Annotated in this window: 15 protein-coding genes; 7 read left to right on the top strand and 8 right to left on the bottom strand. The window is 37.5% G+C overall.

The genetic code is table 11. From position 1 onward, the window contains the following. Nucleotides 1-22: 22 nt before the first annotated feature. Together BLS02_RS13415 and BLS02_RS13410 are read right to left on the bottom strand one after the other, a co-directional pair. The gene (locus tag BLS02_RS13415) at nucleotides 23-982 is read right to left on the bottom strand and encodes an alpha/beta hydrolase (protein WP_092493535.1); all 960 of its coding nucleotides are present in this window, start codon (nucleotides 980-982) and stop codon (nucleotides 23-25) included. A gap of 126 nt (nucleotides 983-1,108) precedes the next feature. Next, a complete protein-coding gene (locus BLS02_RS13410; RefSeq protein ID WP_245736083.1) occupies nucleotides 1,109-1,603 on the bottom strand; it encodes a DinB family protein in 495 nt (164 codons plus the stop codon). Nucleotides 1,604-1,821: 218 nt separating this feature from the next. On the opposite strand from BLS02_RS13410, the gene BLS02_RS13405 reads away from it, so the two are divergent. Further along, the gene (locus BLS02_RS13405) at nucleotides 1,822-2,922 is read left to right on the top strand and encodes an SDR family oxidoreductase (RefSeq protein WP_092493533.1); all 1,101 of its coding nucleotides are present in this window, start codon (nucleotides 1,822-1,824) and stop codon (nucleotides 2,920-2,922) included. Between the two features lie 581 nt (nucleotides 2,923-3,503). Here the strand turns inward: BLS02_RS13405 and BLS02_RS13400 are convergent. Beyond that, nucleotides 3,504-3,998, bottom strand: a complete 495-nt coding sequence (locus tag BLS02_RS13400; protein WP_092493532.1) for a DNA-deoxyinosine glycosylase — start codon at nucleotides 3,996-3,998, stop codon at nucleotides 3,504-3,506. A gap of 125 nt (nucleotides 3,999-4,123) precedes the next feature. On the opposite strand from BLS02_RS13400, the gene BLS02_RS13395 reads away from it, so the two are divergent. After that, nucleotides 4,124-5,059: an NADP-dependent oxidoreductase gene (locus tag BLS02_RS13395; protein WP_092493531.1), complete on the top strand. Its 936-nt coding sequence runs from the start codon at nucleotides 4,124-4,126 to the stop codon at nucleotides 5,057-5,059. Between the two features lie 355 nt (nucleotides 5,060-5,414). Continuing rightward, nucleotides 5,415-5,825 (top strand): RDD family protein, encoded by a 411-nt coding sequence (locus BLS02_RS13390; RefSeq protein WP_245736082.1) that lies wholly within the window; start codon nucleotides 5,415-5,417, stop codon nucleotides 5,823-5,825. Nucleotides 5,826-5,948: 123 nt separating this feature from the next. Here BLS02_RS13390 and BLS02_RS13385 read toward each other — a convergent pair whose 3' ends face one another. The 3 genes from BLS02_RS13385 to BLS02_RS13375 are packed head-to-tail and all read right to left on the bottom strand — an operon-like array spanning nucleotide 5,949 to nucleotide 7,787. After that, nucleotides 5,949-6,278: a hypothetical protein gene (locus BLS02_RS13385; RefSeq protein WP_092493529.1), complete on the bottom strand. Its 330-nt coding sequence runs from the start codon at nucleotides 6,276-6,278 to the stop codon at nucleotides 5,949-5,951. Next, on the bottom strand, nucleotides 6,275-7,237 hold the full coding sequence (locus tag BLS02_RS13380; RefSeq protein WP_175559497.1) for a phosphotransferase enzyme family protein: 963 nt from the start codon (nucleotides 7,235-7,237) through the stop codon (nucleotides 6,275-6,277). Before BLS02_RS13380 ends, BLS02_RS13385 begins: the two co-directional genes overlap by 4 nt. A 49-nt stretch (nucleotides 7,238-7,286) precedes the next feature. Next, nucleotides 7,287-7,787: a GNAT family N-acetyltransferase gene (locus tag BLS02_RS13375; protein ID WP_092493527.1), complete on the bottom strand. Its 501-nt coding sequence runs from the start codon at nucleotides 7,785-7,787 to the stop codon at nucleotides 7,287-7,289. 383 nt (nucleotides 7,788-8,170) lie between these two features. Between BLS02_RS13375 and BLS02_RS13365 the strand changes: the two genes are divergently transcribed. Continuing rightward, nucleotides 8,171-9,118 carry a DMT family transporter gene (locus tag BLS02_RS13365; protein WP_092493525.1) on the top strand — a complete coding sequence of 316 codons (948 nt, stop codon included), beginning with the start codon at nucleotides 8,171-8,173 and terminating at the stop codon, nucleotides 9,116-9,118. Between the two features lie 94 nt (nucleotides 9,119-9,212). Here the strand turns inward: BLS02_RS13365 and BLS02_RS13360 are convergent, their stop codons facing one another. After that, the gene (locus BLS02_RS13360) at nucleotides 9,213-10,658 is read right to left on the bottom strand and encodes an MDR family MFS transporter (protein ID WP_092493524.1); all 1,446 of its coding nucleotides are present in this window, start codon (nucleotides 10,656-10,658) and stop codon (nucleotides 9,213-9,215) included. Between the two features lie 108 nt (nucleotides 10,659-10,766). Between BLS02_RS13360 and BLS02_RS13355 the strand changes: the two genes are divergently transcribed. Further along, on the top strand, nucleotides 10,767-11,333 hold the full coding sequence (locus tag BLS02_RS13355; RefSeq protein WP_439144724.1) for a nucleotidyltransferase family protein: 567 nt from the start codon (nucleotides 10,767-10,769) through the stop codon (nucleotides 11,331-11,333). Nucleotides 11,334-11,701: 368 nt separating this feature from the next. On the opposite strand, the gene BLS02_RS13350 is transcribed toward BLS02_RS13355, so the two are convergent. Continuing rightward, the gene (locus BLS02_RS13350) at nucleotides 11,702-12,850 is read right to left on the bottom strand and encodes an AI-2E family transporter (RefSeq protein WP_092493522.1); all 1,149 of its coding nucleotides are present in this window, start codon (nucleotides 12,848-12,850) and stop codon (nucleotides 11,702-11,704) included. Nucleotides 12,851-12,991: 141 nt separating this feature from the next. Between BLS02_RS13350 and BLS02_RS13345 the strand changes: the two genes are divergently transcribed. Both BLS02_RS13345 and BLS02_RS13340 read left to right on the top strand, forming a co-directional pair. Beyond that, nucleotides 12,992-13,531: a sigma-70 family RNA polymerase sigma factor gene (locus tag BLS02_RS13345; RefSeq protein ID WP_092493521.1), complete on the top strand. Its 540-nt coding sequence runs from the start codon at nucleotides 12,992-12,994 to the stop codon at nucleotides 13,529-13,531. Next, nucleotides 13,509-14,924 (top strand): DUF4179 domain-containing protein, encoded by a 1,416-nt coding sequence (locus BLS02_RS13340; RefSeq protein ID WP_092493520.1) that lies wholly within the window; start codon nucleotides 13,509-13,511, stop codon nucleotides 14,922-14,924. Before BLS02_RS13345 ends, BLS02_RS13340 begins: the two co-directional genes overlap by 23 nt. Nucleotides 14,925-14,941 lie beyond the last annotated feature (17 nt).

Below are 14,941 nucleotides of genomic sequence, written 5' to 3'. Positions count from 1 at the left end.
AAGGAGGAAAACCTTTTTACTATCATTCGCCAATATATTGTTGCAGAAATGAATTCAATTTATTAATATATTTCTCTTTTTTTGTAGCAAAAGCTTCTCCATGACCTGCATCATCTATCGTCATAATCTCCGCTTCACTTTTCGTATTTTCATATAATTTATATGCCATTTTAGTTGGAACAAACGAGTCGGCATTACCATGGATATACAGGATTGGCACGTTAGCTTTCTTCACTTGTTCTAATGAAGATGCTTCGGTAAAGGAATAACCCGCTTTCGCTTTAGATACTAGACTTGTACTTGGCAATACAGGGAATGCCGGAATGTTATACATTCGATTCATCTGATAGGAAAACATATCCTCTACACTTGTATAGGGACTATCAGCCACAATTGCCTTGACGTTATCAGGAAGCTCTTCCCCGCTTGCCATTAACATTGTTGCAGCCCCCATCGAAACACCATGAAGGACAATTTCCGTATCTTGTCCATATTCTTTTACAATCCGATTGACCCAATCAATATAGTCTTTTCGATCATGCCAGCCAAATCCAATGTACTCACCTTCACTTGCACCATGGCCTCTGGCGTCTGCCATGAAAATGTTATAGCCAAGCTTTTCATAATAATATTGACCGTACAATCCCATGTCCATCGCATTGCCCAGGTAACCATGTGCCATAACGACAATTTTATTCGTAGGTTGTTTTGCCTCTAAAAAATATCCTCGCAGCTTCAATCCGTCATAGGAAGTCATTGTCCATTCATCAAAGTCCTGATCACCAACCCATTTGCGCCAGTCACCTTCAAGGAATACATCCATTGCTTCAGCGGAAACTTCCAAATCTTCATTTCCTTGTAAAAAATCCTTTTGATTACGGTCGATTGCTAAATTATAAAAATAAAAGCTTGCAATAATATCTATAATAAGTAGAATACTTAAGATTCCTACAGAAATTTTTAGCCATTTTTTCTTTTTCACAACAGCTCTCCTTTCTATAATACTCTAACTCTATTATACTAAAAATTAATAACAATTTCGCCCTATACAGTCTGGTACTTCTTTACAATGGAAAAGCGAGCAACATTATGTTGCTCGCCTCATCCTTCACAGCCCTAATTCTTCTTTCACTTCTTTTATCTGTTCCGTGTGCCGCTTTTCATGGTAGCCAACGAATGGTATCCACTGTTTTAAACTCATTTGTCCGAATACCGGATGTGGAGATCCTTTTTCCGCCAGTTGTCTTTCATCCGATGTGCCAGCTAACTCCGACAGTCCATTATGTGTCGCTTCTAGCTTCTGTTTTAATTCTTCAAGCGTAGCAAAAACTTCACTAGGCTCCACAAATTTTGGTGCATCCACTTTTCTGCTCCGATCAACAGACAACTCGATTGGTTTATCAGCTATATTAACTACTTCACCATAAACCAGCTGACTTCGGATGTTATTTGTGATTGCTCCCTCCATTAGATACAAGTGCTCAAGCACCTGTTTTATCGACCATCTGTCTTCTGAAGGTTTTCTGTTTAAATCCTCGTCTGAAATACCGTTTACTTCTGCTAAAAGTTCTTCACGTGCCTGATTATTGATTTCCAATCCCATCACTCCTCACATACTTTTATTCTATCAGTGATATAATTTTTTGAAAGTAATAGCCGGTCACACATGCCTTTTTTCATTAAGTGAGCGCCTATTCCATACGTAATAGGAACGATTTTCTATCGGCAGTATCCGGCAGTATTATATTAATATGGAAATAACTTCTTTAATAGTGTATCTTATACTATAATAATAGTAATTTATAAAAAAGGAGCGATTATATGAAGCATACGTATTTTCTCACAGGCTACCCTGGTTTCCTTGCATCAAGCTTAATTAAGCAACTTCTCCATGATCACCAAAAAGACATCAAGCATATCTACTTACTAGTGTTACCTTCCCTCCAAGATAAAGCAACTCAAGAGATTAACAGCCTAGCAAAAAAAACTGGACATGATCCAGGCATATTTTCCATTGTAACCGGTGACATCACAGAACCGACTCTGGCACTTGACCATGATATAAACCGCGAGATACAGGAATCAGTTACCCACGTTTTTCACCTTGCAGCCATTTACGACCTGGCAGTGCCCAAGAATATTGCATTTAAGGTTAATGTCGATGGAACGAAGAATATGAACAATTGGGTAAAAACGTTAGGAAATCTCGAACGTTATACTTATTTTAGCACAGCGTTCGTAGCGGGGATGCGTGAAGGAAAGATATTTGAAAATGAATTAGCTGCAGGCCAGACATTTAAGAATCATTATGAGGAAACGAAATATCATGCAGAAGTTTTAGTCGAGGACCTCAAGCAGTCAGTTCCGACAACTATTATTAGACCTGGTATTGTTAAAGGTAACTCAAAGACTGGGGAGACCATCAAGTTTGACGGTATATATTTTATGTTAAATTTACTTGATCACATAAGTTTTCTTCCAATCACACCATATATGGGAGATGGTAAACCAGAAGGAAACTTTGTGCCATCTGATTATGTATTACGTGCGACAAGCTATCTGGCAATTGCACCTGTCGGCAAAGGAAAAACATATCATCTGACTGATCCAAATCCTTACAGTATGCATGACTTACAGAAAATACTAACCAAGGCTTACTTAGGGAAAACGCCAAAAGGTAAAGTTCCTTTATCTTGGGTGAGAAGCTCTTTGTCATCTGCTCCAGTCCGGAAGTGGCTTCAAGTCGAGTTAGAAGCGCTAGATTACTTCTCTATTGATGCATCTTTCGACTGTTCAACTGCAGTAACGGATTTAAAAGGTTCAGGAATTGTATGTCCTGACTTAAAGGACACTGTTGAACCAATGGTTAATTTTTATCGAAAATACAAGCATGACCGCAGCAAACACATACAAATTAACTAAATTCTTTAATTTACAGAGTTATGAGAATATTGTACCATTTCCTAAAAATTACCACATTTCCGGTCCCAATTGTAGTATAATATTTGGGACAGGTTATGCAGGGTGGCTTCAATTATGAAGTAGTGGAAGAGTTTTCTCTTATTACTTGGCGACTTCAAATCCCCTAATGAAAGGGGTTGAGCGAGTGATACCAGTTGACAGTGCTCTTGAGCTAATGTTGATGTTTGCCACACTCGTATTACTGATCGTCAATAGTAGCCACGGAAAAAAGTAATCACCCTGTCGTCTACGTGAACTTGGGATAATTACTTTTTTCATCCCTAAACGGAGTCGCCGTGCCTTGCGGATAACTGTCAGAGCCGCAAGTTGCAGCTTGCGGCTCACTAAATCCTCCGAAAAAACAACCAATTTAATAATATTGCATTCCAATTAAAATTATTCATTTTTTCTAAAATAGCACTAAAAAAATTTCCAGCTAGGATAAAAGTTGTTATGGAAAGTATTTGTACTTTCTTAACTTCCAAAAACAAACTCATACTTTCGTCTTAATTAAATAGTATCATATTATATTTTGTAGGTCATTACAAATATTCCAAAATTTTCTTCCACTCTTCTACCTTCCCTTTAAAGTTCTTCGTATAACGTCCTGGAATTGGGCTGGTCGAAGGTAATTTTATTACATCCACTCCATTTACATTAAAATTTTTCCTGAATGTTTCATATGACCTTCCTCCATTACATGCTATCAAGCGAATGCTAGGGTATCCATTCAATAACCCAATAATATTATTAGGCTCCTCATCCACAATATTAGCATCAAGACTCCCTTCCCGATAACAGAGACCTATCGTATCCCATAAAGCAAGCTGGTTACGTTTTACAAATGCGATTTTTTTTTTGTAATCTGAAGTTGGCTCTTGTCCAAAAAGTTCAAAAAGTATATCCCAAAAATGATTGCGAGGATTCCCGTAATACTCGTCTTTTTCCAATGATATCCCTCCTGGCATTGAACCGAGGATAAGAACTTTTGGTTTTGCTGCCAGCACTGGTGCGAATGAAGTTAATTTTTCAGCCACTATTCGGATTCTCCTTTACAGTTTATATTACCTTTTTTAATCAACTCTAATCATCTTATGATTTAGATTAAACTAAACGGGGAACAATTAACCTATGAAGATATTTTTAGAAAGAAGGTATCAAGATGAAGGCAATTGTAATAAATGAATATGGAGCCGCTAATCAACTAGTTGAGGAAGATATCCCAAAACCTATTATAAACGAAGACCAAGTATTAGTGGAACTTCATGCAACATCAATAAATCCAATCGATTGGAAGCTGCGTGAGGGTTATTTAAAAGAGAAATTCCCATTTGATTTCCCTATTATTTTAGGTTGGGATGCTGCGGGAGTTGTTAGCGAAGTTGGTCATAGTGTATCAAACTTTTCAGTTGGTGATCGAGTTTTTGCACGACCCGCTACAACAAAAAATGGAACATATGCTGAATATACCGCTGTTGATAAAGATCTGTTAGCAAAAATACCAGAGGATATATCGTTTGAAGAGGCTGCTGCAGTTCCACTTACAGGTCTTACTGCATGGCAATGTCTAGTCGATATTTGTGAAATAAAACCAGATGACAAAGTCTTAATACATGCTGGCTCAGGAGGTGTCGGGAGCTTTGCCATCCAGATCGCAAAAAGCTTCGGTGCATATGTAGCATCAACTGCCAGCGGTAAAAATGAAGGATTCGTCAAAGAATTAGGAGTGGATCAATTCATTAATTATCAGTTGGAGAATTTTGAAGAAGAGCTAGGTGATTATGACATTGTGCTCGATGCGATGGGGGGAGGCATTCAAGAGAAAAGCTATGACGTCTTAAAAGAAGGTGGGAAATTAGTGTCAATTGCAGAACCTCCAGACGAAAAGCTCGCTGAATCAAAAGGAGTTAAAGCAATCTTTCATTGGCTAGAGCCTGACGGCAAGCAGCTGGCCAAGCTCGGTGAATTGATGGAAAAAGGAGAAATGAAAGCACATATTGGTCAAACGTTCCCACTTTCCGAAGAAAAAATGCGCGAAGCCCATAAACTAAGTGAGACACACCATGCAAAAGGAAAAATCGTAATAAAAATTAAGTAGAGGTTATAAAAACTAACGGGTTCCGTTACCTATGGCAAACATTAAAAATGTAATATAAAATGACCATCAATTTGTATGCTAAATTGATGGTCATTTATTGTTGATATTATAGTATTCTCGGCTTAATATCCATTAAAATTGCAGTGTAATTTGCACCCCAATTTATTGGGTAACAATAGCCAGTGTAAGTCTACATTTTGCCCTGGAGATTGTTTAACTTTCGCTTGATTTTACTAGGTATTCTGAATATTTATGTTAAAATATACACAAATATTGTGAACGATAAAACTTAAACTAATTGGCAGGATAGTTGTGTTAAACCGAAAGATACTATACGACAAAGGGGAAAACTATTTTGGAAAGTTACGCTGGATTTGGTAAAAGATTAATAGCAAGGTTTTTAGATGTTACCATCTTTTCAATTTTAATTGGTGGTTTATTTTATATTTTTACAGGTGAATACAGTATTGCTTTGAACAAAGGATTGATTTGGGATTTATTTTACACATTATACTTAATTGTCATCCCTGTATTATGGGCTGGATATATTATCGGTAAACGAATCTGTAATATCAAATTAAAACGAACAGATGGTGACAATGTTAAACTTTCAAATACTATTTTGAGAGAGTTTGTAGGTTTTCACCTTATAGGTATTGTCACGCTTGGAATATCCTTAGTAGTAAGTATTTTTATGGTCATATTTCGGGAAGATAAAAGAGCAATTCACGATATAATAGGTGGAACATATGTAAGTGAAAATTAAAAACTTACTTAAATCCAATTAACATTGTTGTTCTAAGAAAGCAAAATAAGAATGTGCCAAGTTTTCTACCAAGCAGAACATAAGCAACATACATAGAATATCACGACTAAGTATAATTTGAGTTCACTTTGCTAGATAACGCTCAATAGCCAAATAGGAATACAGGCGGTAACCTACTGGAAATAGAGCTGCCAATGCTATGAACCTCATCGAGCCATCCGTTACAAACAACCAGATAATCCCAAGTATAGCAGTTAGAACTGTGGTAATATTACCGGCAGTTCCATTGATTGGCGTATTATCCAGGAAGAATGACTTCATCCCTTTTAAATCTTTGGCATAACATTCCTCATGATATGCTTTAACATCTAGTAGAATTTTGGCTGTAATTACATCATCTCTAATTTCAATAGGTCTTGTACACCTGTCACAATATATTTTTGTTTCTGTCATATATCCTCATCCCCAAGTCTATCTGTCTTCAATTGCCAGATAAAAAGCTCTAGTGATCTGGAGTTAATCCAGTTCGTACCCCATACATCATCGTTTCGAAGCATCGTACCTAACAGCCATATTCTTCTTGCAGTAATGAACAGTGGCAAGCTTTTCAAATCATCGTCAGCTAGCTTCCGTTCTTCTAAATATCCCTGTAAAAATGCATCCCAGCACTCAGTTTCTATGTTTTTATAATTATTTTTCAGATTCCACCATGAAACGGCAACATCATATGCCCGATATCCCATGGCACAACAATCAAAGTCAAAAACCTCAATTACACCATCATGGATATGCATGTTGTGATTATGAAAATCACCATGGCAAAACCCTGTCTCTAAATTAAGTTCAGTTAGATCAGTTTTGATATTTTCAACAACTATATGCAGAGTTTCCTCTGCCTCATTTCCAAGGCATTTTTTCAATATCGGTGAGATGACAGCTACCTGTTCATCTAGCAAATGTTCAGTATCCAACTCAAAACCTCGCTCATGTTGAGTAGTAAGCTTGTCCGATTTGTTATGTAGCCTACCAAGTGTTTCACCAATAATTTTTGAATTTTCAACGTTAATCTGCGGACGCTCTCCTTTTGAATAGGAAAATAACACCCCATACCGAACTCCCTCGGGAGCTTTTACCTCAGTCAAATAGTTGCCATCTTTCTTTTTAATCGGAAAAGAAACCCTATCACCTTGCAAATGATTAATAGCATCCAGCTCAAACAAGATAGCTTCCCTATCCCGCCAGCCAGTACGATAAAGTCTGTAGATATAGGTCTCTTTTTCAGTCGTAATTAGATATGTGTCATTCAGTCCACGTGCTAAAAAATCACATTGGAGAGCTTCTATATCATGTTCATCGATAATTTGTAGGATTGAATCTTTGTGAATTAATGAATGTCTTACCTGAATATCCAAAATCCCATTCCTCCAAAAAATAAATTCTACTTTATAATTCTATAACTTCTTACTGAAAAAACAACACCATATGTTCTTCATCATAGTAAGTGTCTCCCAGTTTTACCGCGCGTTTATGTGTGCCAAACGGAACAAATCCCAATGCATAATAAAGGCTTTTAGCTGTGTCGTTCTTGGTTACGACAGATATGCACACCTGCTCAACCCCATCAATCGAGTTTGCATGGTTAATTGCTGTCTGCAATAACTGTTTGCTGACACCCCTGCCTCGTTTATAGGGTGTAACATATACGGCATAAACAGTTGTACGATGGTCTATTTTAACCTTCGTTTCCCTGACCAACGTTACAACTCCAATCAATTGATTATCCTCAAACGCACCAAAATTATATGCGTTATCTGATTGAAACCTAACCTTATATACATCCGCCGAATTATTTTTTACTTCGTCGTAACTCGAAATAAAGGCTTCTGGACTATTAAGCAACGCTTCCAATCTTAGCTTTCGATAGGCTTCAGCATCTTCTGGCTCCAATATACGTATATCCATTTTAACCAACTCCCCTTAATTTTTACAGTTTATACTATATTTCTTAAATCAAAAACGCCTCCCCCATAAGGAAACGTTTTTCCAAACCATTTTTGGCAGTTAAGAAAGTACAAATCCTTTCTTACTGCATAACTGTAACTAATGCTTGACGATAAGCCAAGTTTTCTAATGCAATAGGAAATAATACCGGATAAACAAGCAACAAGTGACTTTATCAGTTCATCTCCCATTACCTAACCCCTCTCCAAATATAACAGTCGATATTAATATATGTATCGTATCATAGTATTCATGATTAAATTCTAAAATCAGAAAAAGAGTCTTAAACCTCGTCTGTTTCTGATATGATTAAAACTAAAGACATTTGTTTACGGGGTGTCATGATGAAAGCTATATTAATTGGAGTTTTATCTGCTATATTTTTTTCGGTAACATTTATTTTAAATCGATCGATGGAGCTAGAGGGTGGAAGCTGGGTTTGGAGTGCATCACTCCGATTTATGTTTATGCTTCCGATCCTGTTAGTCATAGTTGGATACAAAAAGAACGTCAGACCAGTTATCCAGCATTTAAGTGAACAACCACTCTCATGGGTTGCTTGGAGCACAATTGGATTTGGCTTATTCTATGCACCGATTACATTTGCTACTATATATGGACCTGGGTGGCTTGTCGCAGCAACATTTCAGATAACAATTATTGCGGGTTCACTTTTAGTTCCATTCTTAAATAGACAAGCAAAACAGAGGATTCCTATTCAGAGTGTAATTATTTCGCTTATTATCCTTTCTGGTGTGTTTGTCATGCAACTCGAACATGCGTCATCTGTCTCGTTAACCAGTGTTTTGCTATGTGTCATCCCCTTGATCATATCTGCATTTGCGTACCCACTTGGAAATCGTAAAATGATGCAGCTTGTAAACGGAAATTTAAATACATTCCAACGAATCCTCGGGATGACAATTGCATCGATGCCATTTTGGATTGTTTTATCCATTTATGGAATTATAGTGCATGACACACCAAACACAAGCCAAGTGCTGCAGACATTTATTGTTGCGGTTTCATCCGGGATCATTGCTACTGTATTATTTTTCTATGCAACTGAACTGGTCAATCACGACAACCATAAGTTAGCTGCAGTGGAAGCAACACAATCAGGTGAAGTTGTCTTCGCTTTATTTGGTGAACTGTTCCTGTTAAGTGCGCCATTACCAAGCTTTATATCATTTATCGGTATGGCACTTGTTATTGTTGGAATGATTTTGCATAGTGTCATTTCAGCATTGGGAGATCGTAAATTTAGAAAACTTGGCATTCGCCAGGCCTAATGGCGAGTGCCTTAGTTGCACTTATGCAGTAAGAAAGGATTAATACTGTCTTAACTGCTAAAAAAACTGCTACACCACATAGTATAGCAGTTTCTTATTCTTCATTTTCTTCGGCAAGTTCCATTGCAGCACGATCTTCAGCTGGCGTCGACCGTTTGATAAAGAATGCAAGTACCAGCCCTGCCAATGACAACCCTGTCGCAACGTAGAAGGCCACATTAACACCATGTATCATTTCACTTGGGTCAGCATCCGCACTCATATCCACTGCAGCAGCAGTCATCACTGTAACTAGGATGGCGGTACCAATTGATGCTGCAACCTGGCGCATCGTATTATTCATCGCCGTTCCGTGAGGTATTAACCGGGTTGGTAATTGGTTAAGACCTGCAGTAGTAACGGGCATCATCACCATGGAAATACCAAACATGCGAATCGCAAACACGACGGTGAGATAAGTTAATGACGTCTCAGTCGATAAATTTGTAAACATGAAGGTAGTGATAGTCAAAATAGATAGTCCGATAATCACCAGCCACCTGGCACCCACTCTGTCAAAAATCCTACCAGTAATCGGTGACATAAAACCCATCAGTAATGCTCCAGGCATAATCATCATTCCAGATTCAAGCGGAGTAAATCCAGCCATGTTTTGCATATAAATTGGAAGTATTGTTTCCGCACCAATCAGCGCCATAAACACAATCATCCCAATCGCTGTTGCAATGGTGAATGTTGGATATTTCAACACACGGAATTCCAATATAGGTTGAGTAAGTTTGAATTGCCGCAGAATGAATGCTGTCAGCGTTACCGCTCCAATAGCAAGGGATGCAAGCACGACCTGGTCAAACCAGCCGTAATTTCCAGCACTGCTGAATCCATACAACAACCCACCAAATCCAAGCGTTGATAAAATGATGGAGAGTATATCGACTTTTGGATATGTCTGTGTGGTCACATTTTTCATAACAAAATAAGCAACAATAATATCAATAATCGCCAGTGGTAAAATAATGAAAAACATTACACGCCATGGGTAGTTCTCTACTACCCATCCGGAAAGCGTTGGTCCGATTGCCGGGGCAAACGATATAACCAATCCAACAGTCCCCATAGCAGAACCACGTTTTTCAATTGGAAAAATCAGAAGAAATATAGTCATCATTAATGGCAGCATTATCCCTGCCCCAGCTGCCTGAACAACTCTCCCAATCATTAAGATAAAGAAAGTTGGTGCAATACCACAAATCAGCGTTCCAACTGCGAAAGTAGACATTGCCGTAAGTAATAATTTTCTAGCCGTAAATGTCTCTATTAAAAAAGCTGTGATAGGAATCATAATCCCATTCACCAGCATAAAAATAGTCGTTAACCACTGTGCAGTGCTTTCCGTTAAATTAAAGTCGGCCATAATCGGCGGAATAGCCGTAGCCAATAACGTCTGATTTAAAATCGCCAAAAAAGCACCTGATAGCAGTACAGCAACAATCGGAAACTTATTTAACTGTTGGACATTTTCCTGCTGATTGTTTCCCATACAACTCATCTCCTTCAGCTGCTGTTTTTGTACACTATTGAATTATATGGAAAATAACAGGTAAGGTCAATAATGATGTATAATGAAAGTTAAAAACTAAAAGGAAGTATTTCGATGAATAGTATTGAGGATATCATCCAGTCTATCGAAGCTGACGAATGGATGATGAATATCTTAAAAGCAGCGCAACAATTACAGCTGCCGGATTGGTGGATATGCGCAGGATTTGTACGGTCGAAAGTTTGGGATGTCCTGCATGGCTTCGATGAACGGACTGTTATTCCTGATATTGATGTAGTATATTTTGATGAGGGCACTATTGATGAGGCTGAGGAAAAACGATTAGAAAAAGTATTGCACGAGATTATGCCTCAGGTGCCTTGGTCCGTAAAGAATGAAGCGCGCATGCACGTGCGTAATAACATGGATCCTTATAGCAGTACAGAAGATGCGATAGGGAAATTCCCAGAAACAGCAACCGCCCTGGGAGTGAAACTCAATTTGGATGGTGATTTGATTTTAACAGCACCGCATGGCGTTGATGATGTGCTCAACATGGTAGTTCGCCCGACACCATATTTTACGGAGTCTGCTGAACTTCTTAAAATTTATAAGCATCGAGTTGTGAAGAAAAATTGGTCGAGGAGATGGGGTGAGGTTAAGGTGGATATATAGATTTTGTCGCTCGAGTTTCCGGTTTGTCGCTCGACTTGAGGCCGCTGTCACTCGAGTTCCCGATTTTTCGCTCGAGTTGTGGCCGTTGTCGCTCGAGTTTCCGGTTTGTCGCTCGAGTTGTGGCCGCTGTCGCTCGATTTCCCGATTTTTCGCTTGAGTTGTGGCCGCTGTCGCTCGATTTCCCGATTTTTCGCTTGAGTTGAGGCCGCACTGTTGAACTATAGTGATCAATTTTCTTGCCATATAATTTACATGCATCAATCAAATATTCCATCTTTCAGTCTGTGAAACACAATGTTTTATAAAAAGGTTACATAATATACTATAAAAAAGAAGTACCTGGTCAATTCAGGTACTTCCCCCGTAATTTATTCATGCTCATAGGCACCATATTCTTCACCATAATATCGGTTATACCGTTGCTTAAATTTAGTATATGAATACTGGACCATGACTTTTAAAATAGCATAACCCGGAATTCCAAGGATCACACCAACGATTCCAAATAGGTTTCCCGCAACTAATAACACGATAATAATTGTGAGCGGATGAACACTCATTGTTTTTCCCATAACATTTGGTGATATGAAATTTCCTTCCAGAAATTGGACAGCAACCCAAACAATAGCTAATTTTAAAAACATGAATGGCGAAGCGACTAACGCAATTATGATAGCCGGCGATATAGCAATCATTGGTCCAAGATATGGGACAACACTTGTTACAGCTGCGATAATCGCCAGCGTTATAGCATAGTCCAAACCAATAATTAAGTAACCGATAAATAAAAGAATTCCTATACATGAAGCCACAATAATTTGCCCCTGGATATACGAACCGACCTGAACATCCATATTTTTAAGGATTTGATTCGCATCACCTCTGTATCTAGGTGGCAAGAGTTTTATACAAAATTCCTTAAATCGATTCCCGTCTTTCAACAAAAAGAATAGGATGAATGGAAATGTAATAATAGAAACAATTACACTAGTAAGCGTACTGGCAACATTCTGGACGCTTTCTAGAGCCCCACCAAGATATTCACCAATTCTGCTAGTCAGATTACTGAGATTTGATACAAGCCAATTGTATCCCTGATCATAATAAGGTGCCAAAAATGAATTTTGTATCGATAATTTAATGCCTTCTCCCATTTGCTGTAAGTATTTTGGAAAGTTCGTAGCCAAATCTTTAACCTGGGCTTCAATAGCAGGTGCCGTAAGTAAAATCACACCCGTAAGCAAACCACTAATACCAAGGATAATGATGACAATTCCCCAAATTCGCTTAATATGTAAACGCTGCAGAATATTTACAATTGGATTTAACAAATAGTAAGCTATAAAGGCCAATATAACTGGCGGTAAAACAGTTGAAAAAACGATAAGTATTGGATTAAAAATGAATGAAACTTTGGTATAAATTAATACTGCGATACCAATTAGAATCAATAGAATTAATCCAAAAAAGAGATCTCGTCCACCAATAAAATTCATAAACCGACTCTCTGTTTTCATAGCGACCCTCCTCGATACACAAATTATAAATTATATTGTAGAAAAATTCCATAATTGAGGGGCTATGTAACTTAGGAATAATATATTTTTTGAAACTTTTTTATACGGTAATTGCTCTAACGTGTGAAAGGAGGTTATAACTTGGAAAATTTGGACCTTGTTGACAAAGCAATAAATGGAGACGGACAAGCTTTTGAAACCCTAGTAAAAAATGAAAGTGAGAAATTGTACAAAACAGCTTTTCTTTATGTACGAAACAAAGAAGATGCATTAGACGTTCTGCAAGAAACGATTTATAAAGCTTTTGTATCTATAAAGCAAGTGAAACAGCCTCAGTATTTTCACACATGGCTAACTAAAATATTAATTCGTACAGCATACGACTTTATAAGAAAGCGAAAAAAAGTTGTATTAGATGAAAATATTATTGATAATATGCCAGAAAAACCCTGTACAAATATTGAGGACAGGCTGGACACATTAAACGCAGTAACCAGATTAAATAAGGACTATCAAACAGTAATTATCCTATTTTATTATCATGATCTGACTATTTATCAAATCTCGGAAACAATGGAAAAACCAGAAAACACAATTAAGACTTATCTGCGCCGGGCAAAGATTGAATTAAAAAAGATAATTGGGGGAGTGGATAACAATGTTCAAAGAGCAATTCAATAAAGAAATTAATGAAATAAATGTTGAAAAGATTGAAATTTTCGATGCAATTGACAAGGGAATCGAAAAGGGACGAAATAAAAAAACGCCAAAAAGAAAATCAAAGGCTAAGATTTTCGGGGCTATTGCATCAGTTGCTGCCAGTACATTCTTAGCATCCGGTTTGGTTTTTGCACCGATCACAAATGTGTTAGCATCTGTGCCTTTAATAGGATCAATATATGAGAACTTCAGCATGCAGATTGGATCGCAATTATCGAAAAGTGGTTTAGTTACAGAACTAAACCAAAATGCAACAAGTAATAATGTAGATATTACAATAACAAGCGCTTACTATGATGGGAACATTATAGGTATTACATTTAAGGCTCAAGGTGACCGGTTATCTTTAGATAATGTTGGTGGAAATAAAGGACCTGAAAATGGATATGGTTTTCATCTGTTTGGTGGCGATGAACGGGAACAATGGTCCTCATCTATGACTGGGCTGGAAGAAACCGAAGATGGTTACGTTGCTGCTATGGAGTTTGAAAATCCTGATGCTAATTTACCTGAAGATTATAATCTGCCTTTAACATTCACCTCCATTGCAGGAGTGAAGGGAAATTGGACATTCAATGTACCGGTCCAGCAAATTCCTTCAGAAACAATTTATACCCAAGCAGAAAGTACACTTAAAGACTATTCAATTAAAATGGAGTCAGTTGAAAAAGGGAAAGCAACAACATTGCTGAATTATAAGACCTCATTTCCCTTAGCTGGTAAAAATGACGATATACGACTAAAAGTTGTTGATAATGAGGGAAATGAACTTTCACCAAGACACGCATCAGTCTTAGAAACCGAACAGAATGGTGAGTTAGTTGAGAAAGAAACACGAGAGTTATTTGATAGCAAGATCAGTGACAAAGCAGAATACCTAACTGTTTATCCTGAAATAGTACAAAACGAAGAAGATACCGTGACATCACTCGATCAGACTACCCCATTTGTGGTGGAAAGCGACAGATTTGAATATAGCATTAGGGTTAATAAAGTAGAGCAAAACGGAAATAAACTTGTTTTGGATTACAATATACAAAATGTAGACACAGATACCATTAGAAAGGATATTGTTCAAGGCTTTGCTAATTTTATTATGTTAATTAAGTCCGACAATATTTATCGAGACAAAAATGGCGACCTGGAAATGGTAAAGATGCTCGAAAACAGGATTAGAAGTAATACGGCGAAATTAAAAGACGAAGAAAGATTACATTTTAAATCAACTTATACAATAGAGAACCCTGGTCAATTCAATATCAGAGACTACTCAATAATGGTTCCATTTGGCACGCTAAGCGCAAATGATAACCATATCAAAATGGACCCAATAAAAATTGACTTAAAAGAATAGTAATTGTTCGTAGCAAT

It is taken from the genome of Virgibacillus salinus (genome assembly GCF_900102415.1).
GTDB lineage: Bacteria > Bacillota > Bacilli > Bacillales > Amphibacillaceae > Lentibacillus > Lentibacillus subterraneus.
Note: the sequence above shows the minus strand (reverse complement) of the source record. Positions and strands in the feature narration are given on the sequence as shown.

Excerpts from the sequence above, each read along its gene's own strand:
- BLS02_RS13410 (WP_245736083.1), bottom strand. The coding sequence starts at position 1,603 with ATGGGATTGGAAATCAATAATCAGGCACGTGAAGAACTTTTAGCAGAA.
- BLS02_RS13405 (WP_092493533.1), top strand. The coding sequence starts at position 1,822 with ATGAAGCATACGTATTTTCTCACAGGCTACCCTGGTTTCCTTGCATCA.
- BLS02_RS13395 (WP_092493531.1), top strand. The coding sequence starts at position 4,124 with ATGAAGGCAATTGTAATAAATGAATATGGAGCCGCTAATCAACTAGTT.
- BLS02_RS13385 (WP_092493529.1), bottom strand. The coding sequence starts at position 6,278 with ATGACAGAAACAAAAATATATTGTGACAGGTGTACAAGACCTATTGAA.
- BLS02_RS13375 (WP_092493527.1), bottom strand. The coding sequence starts at position 7,787 with ATGGATATACGTATATTGGAGCCAGAAGATGCTGAAGCCTATCGAAAG.
- BLS02_RS13365 (WP_092493525.1), top strand. The coding sequence starts at position 8,171 with ATGAAAGCTATATTAATTGGAGTTTTATCTGCTATATTTTTTTCGGTA.
- BLS02_RS13360 (WP_092493524.1), bottom strand. The coding sequence starts at position 10,658 with ATGGGAAACAATCAGCAGGAAAATGTCCAACAGTTAAATAAGTTTCCG.
- BLS02_RS13350 (WP_092493522.1), bottom strand. The coding sequence starts at position 12,850 with ATGAAAACAGAGAGTCGGTTTATGAATTTTATTGGTGGACGAGATCTC.
- BLS02_RS13340 (WP_092493520.1), top strand. The coding sequence starts at position 13,509 with ATGTTCAAAGAGCAATTCAATAAAGAAATTAATGAAATAAATGTTGAA.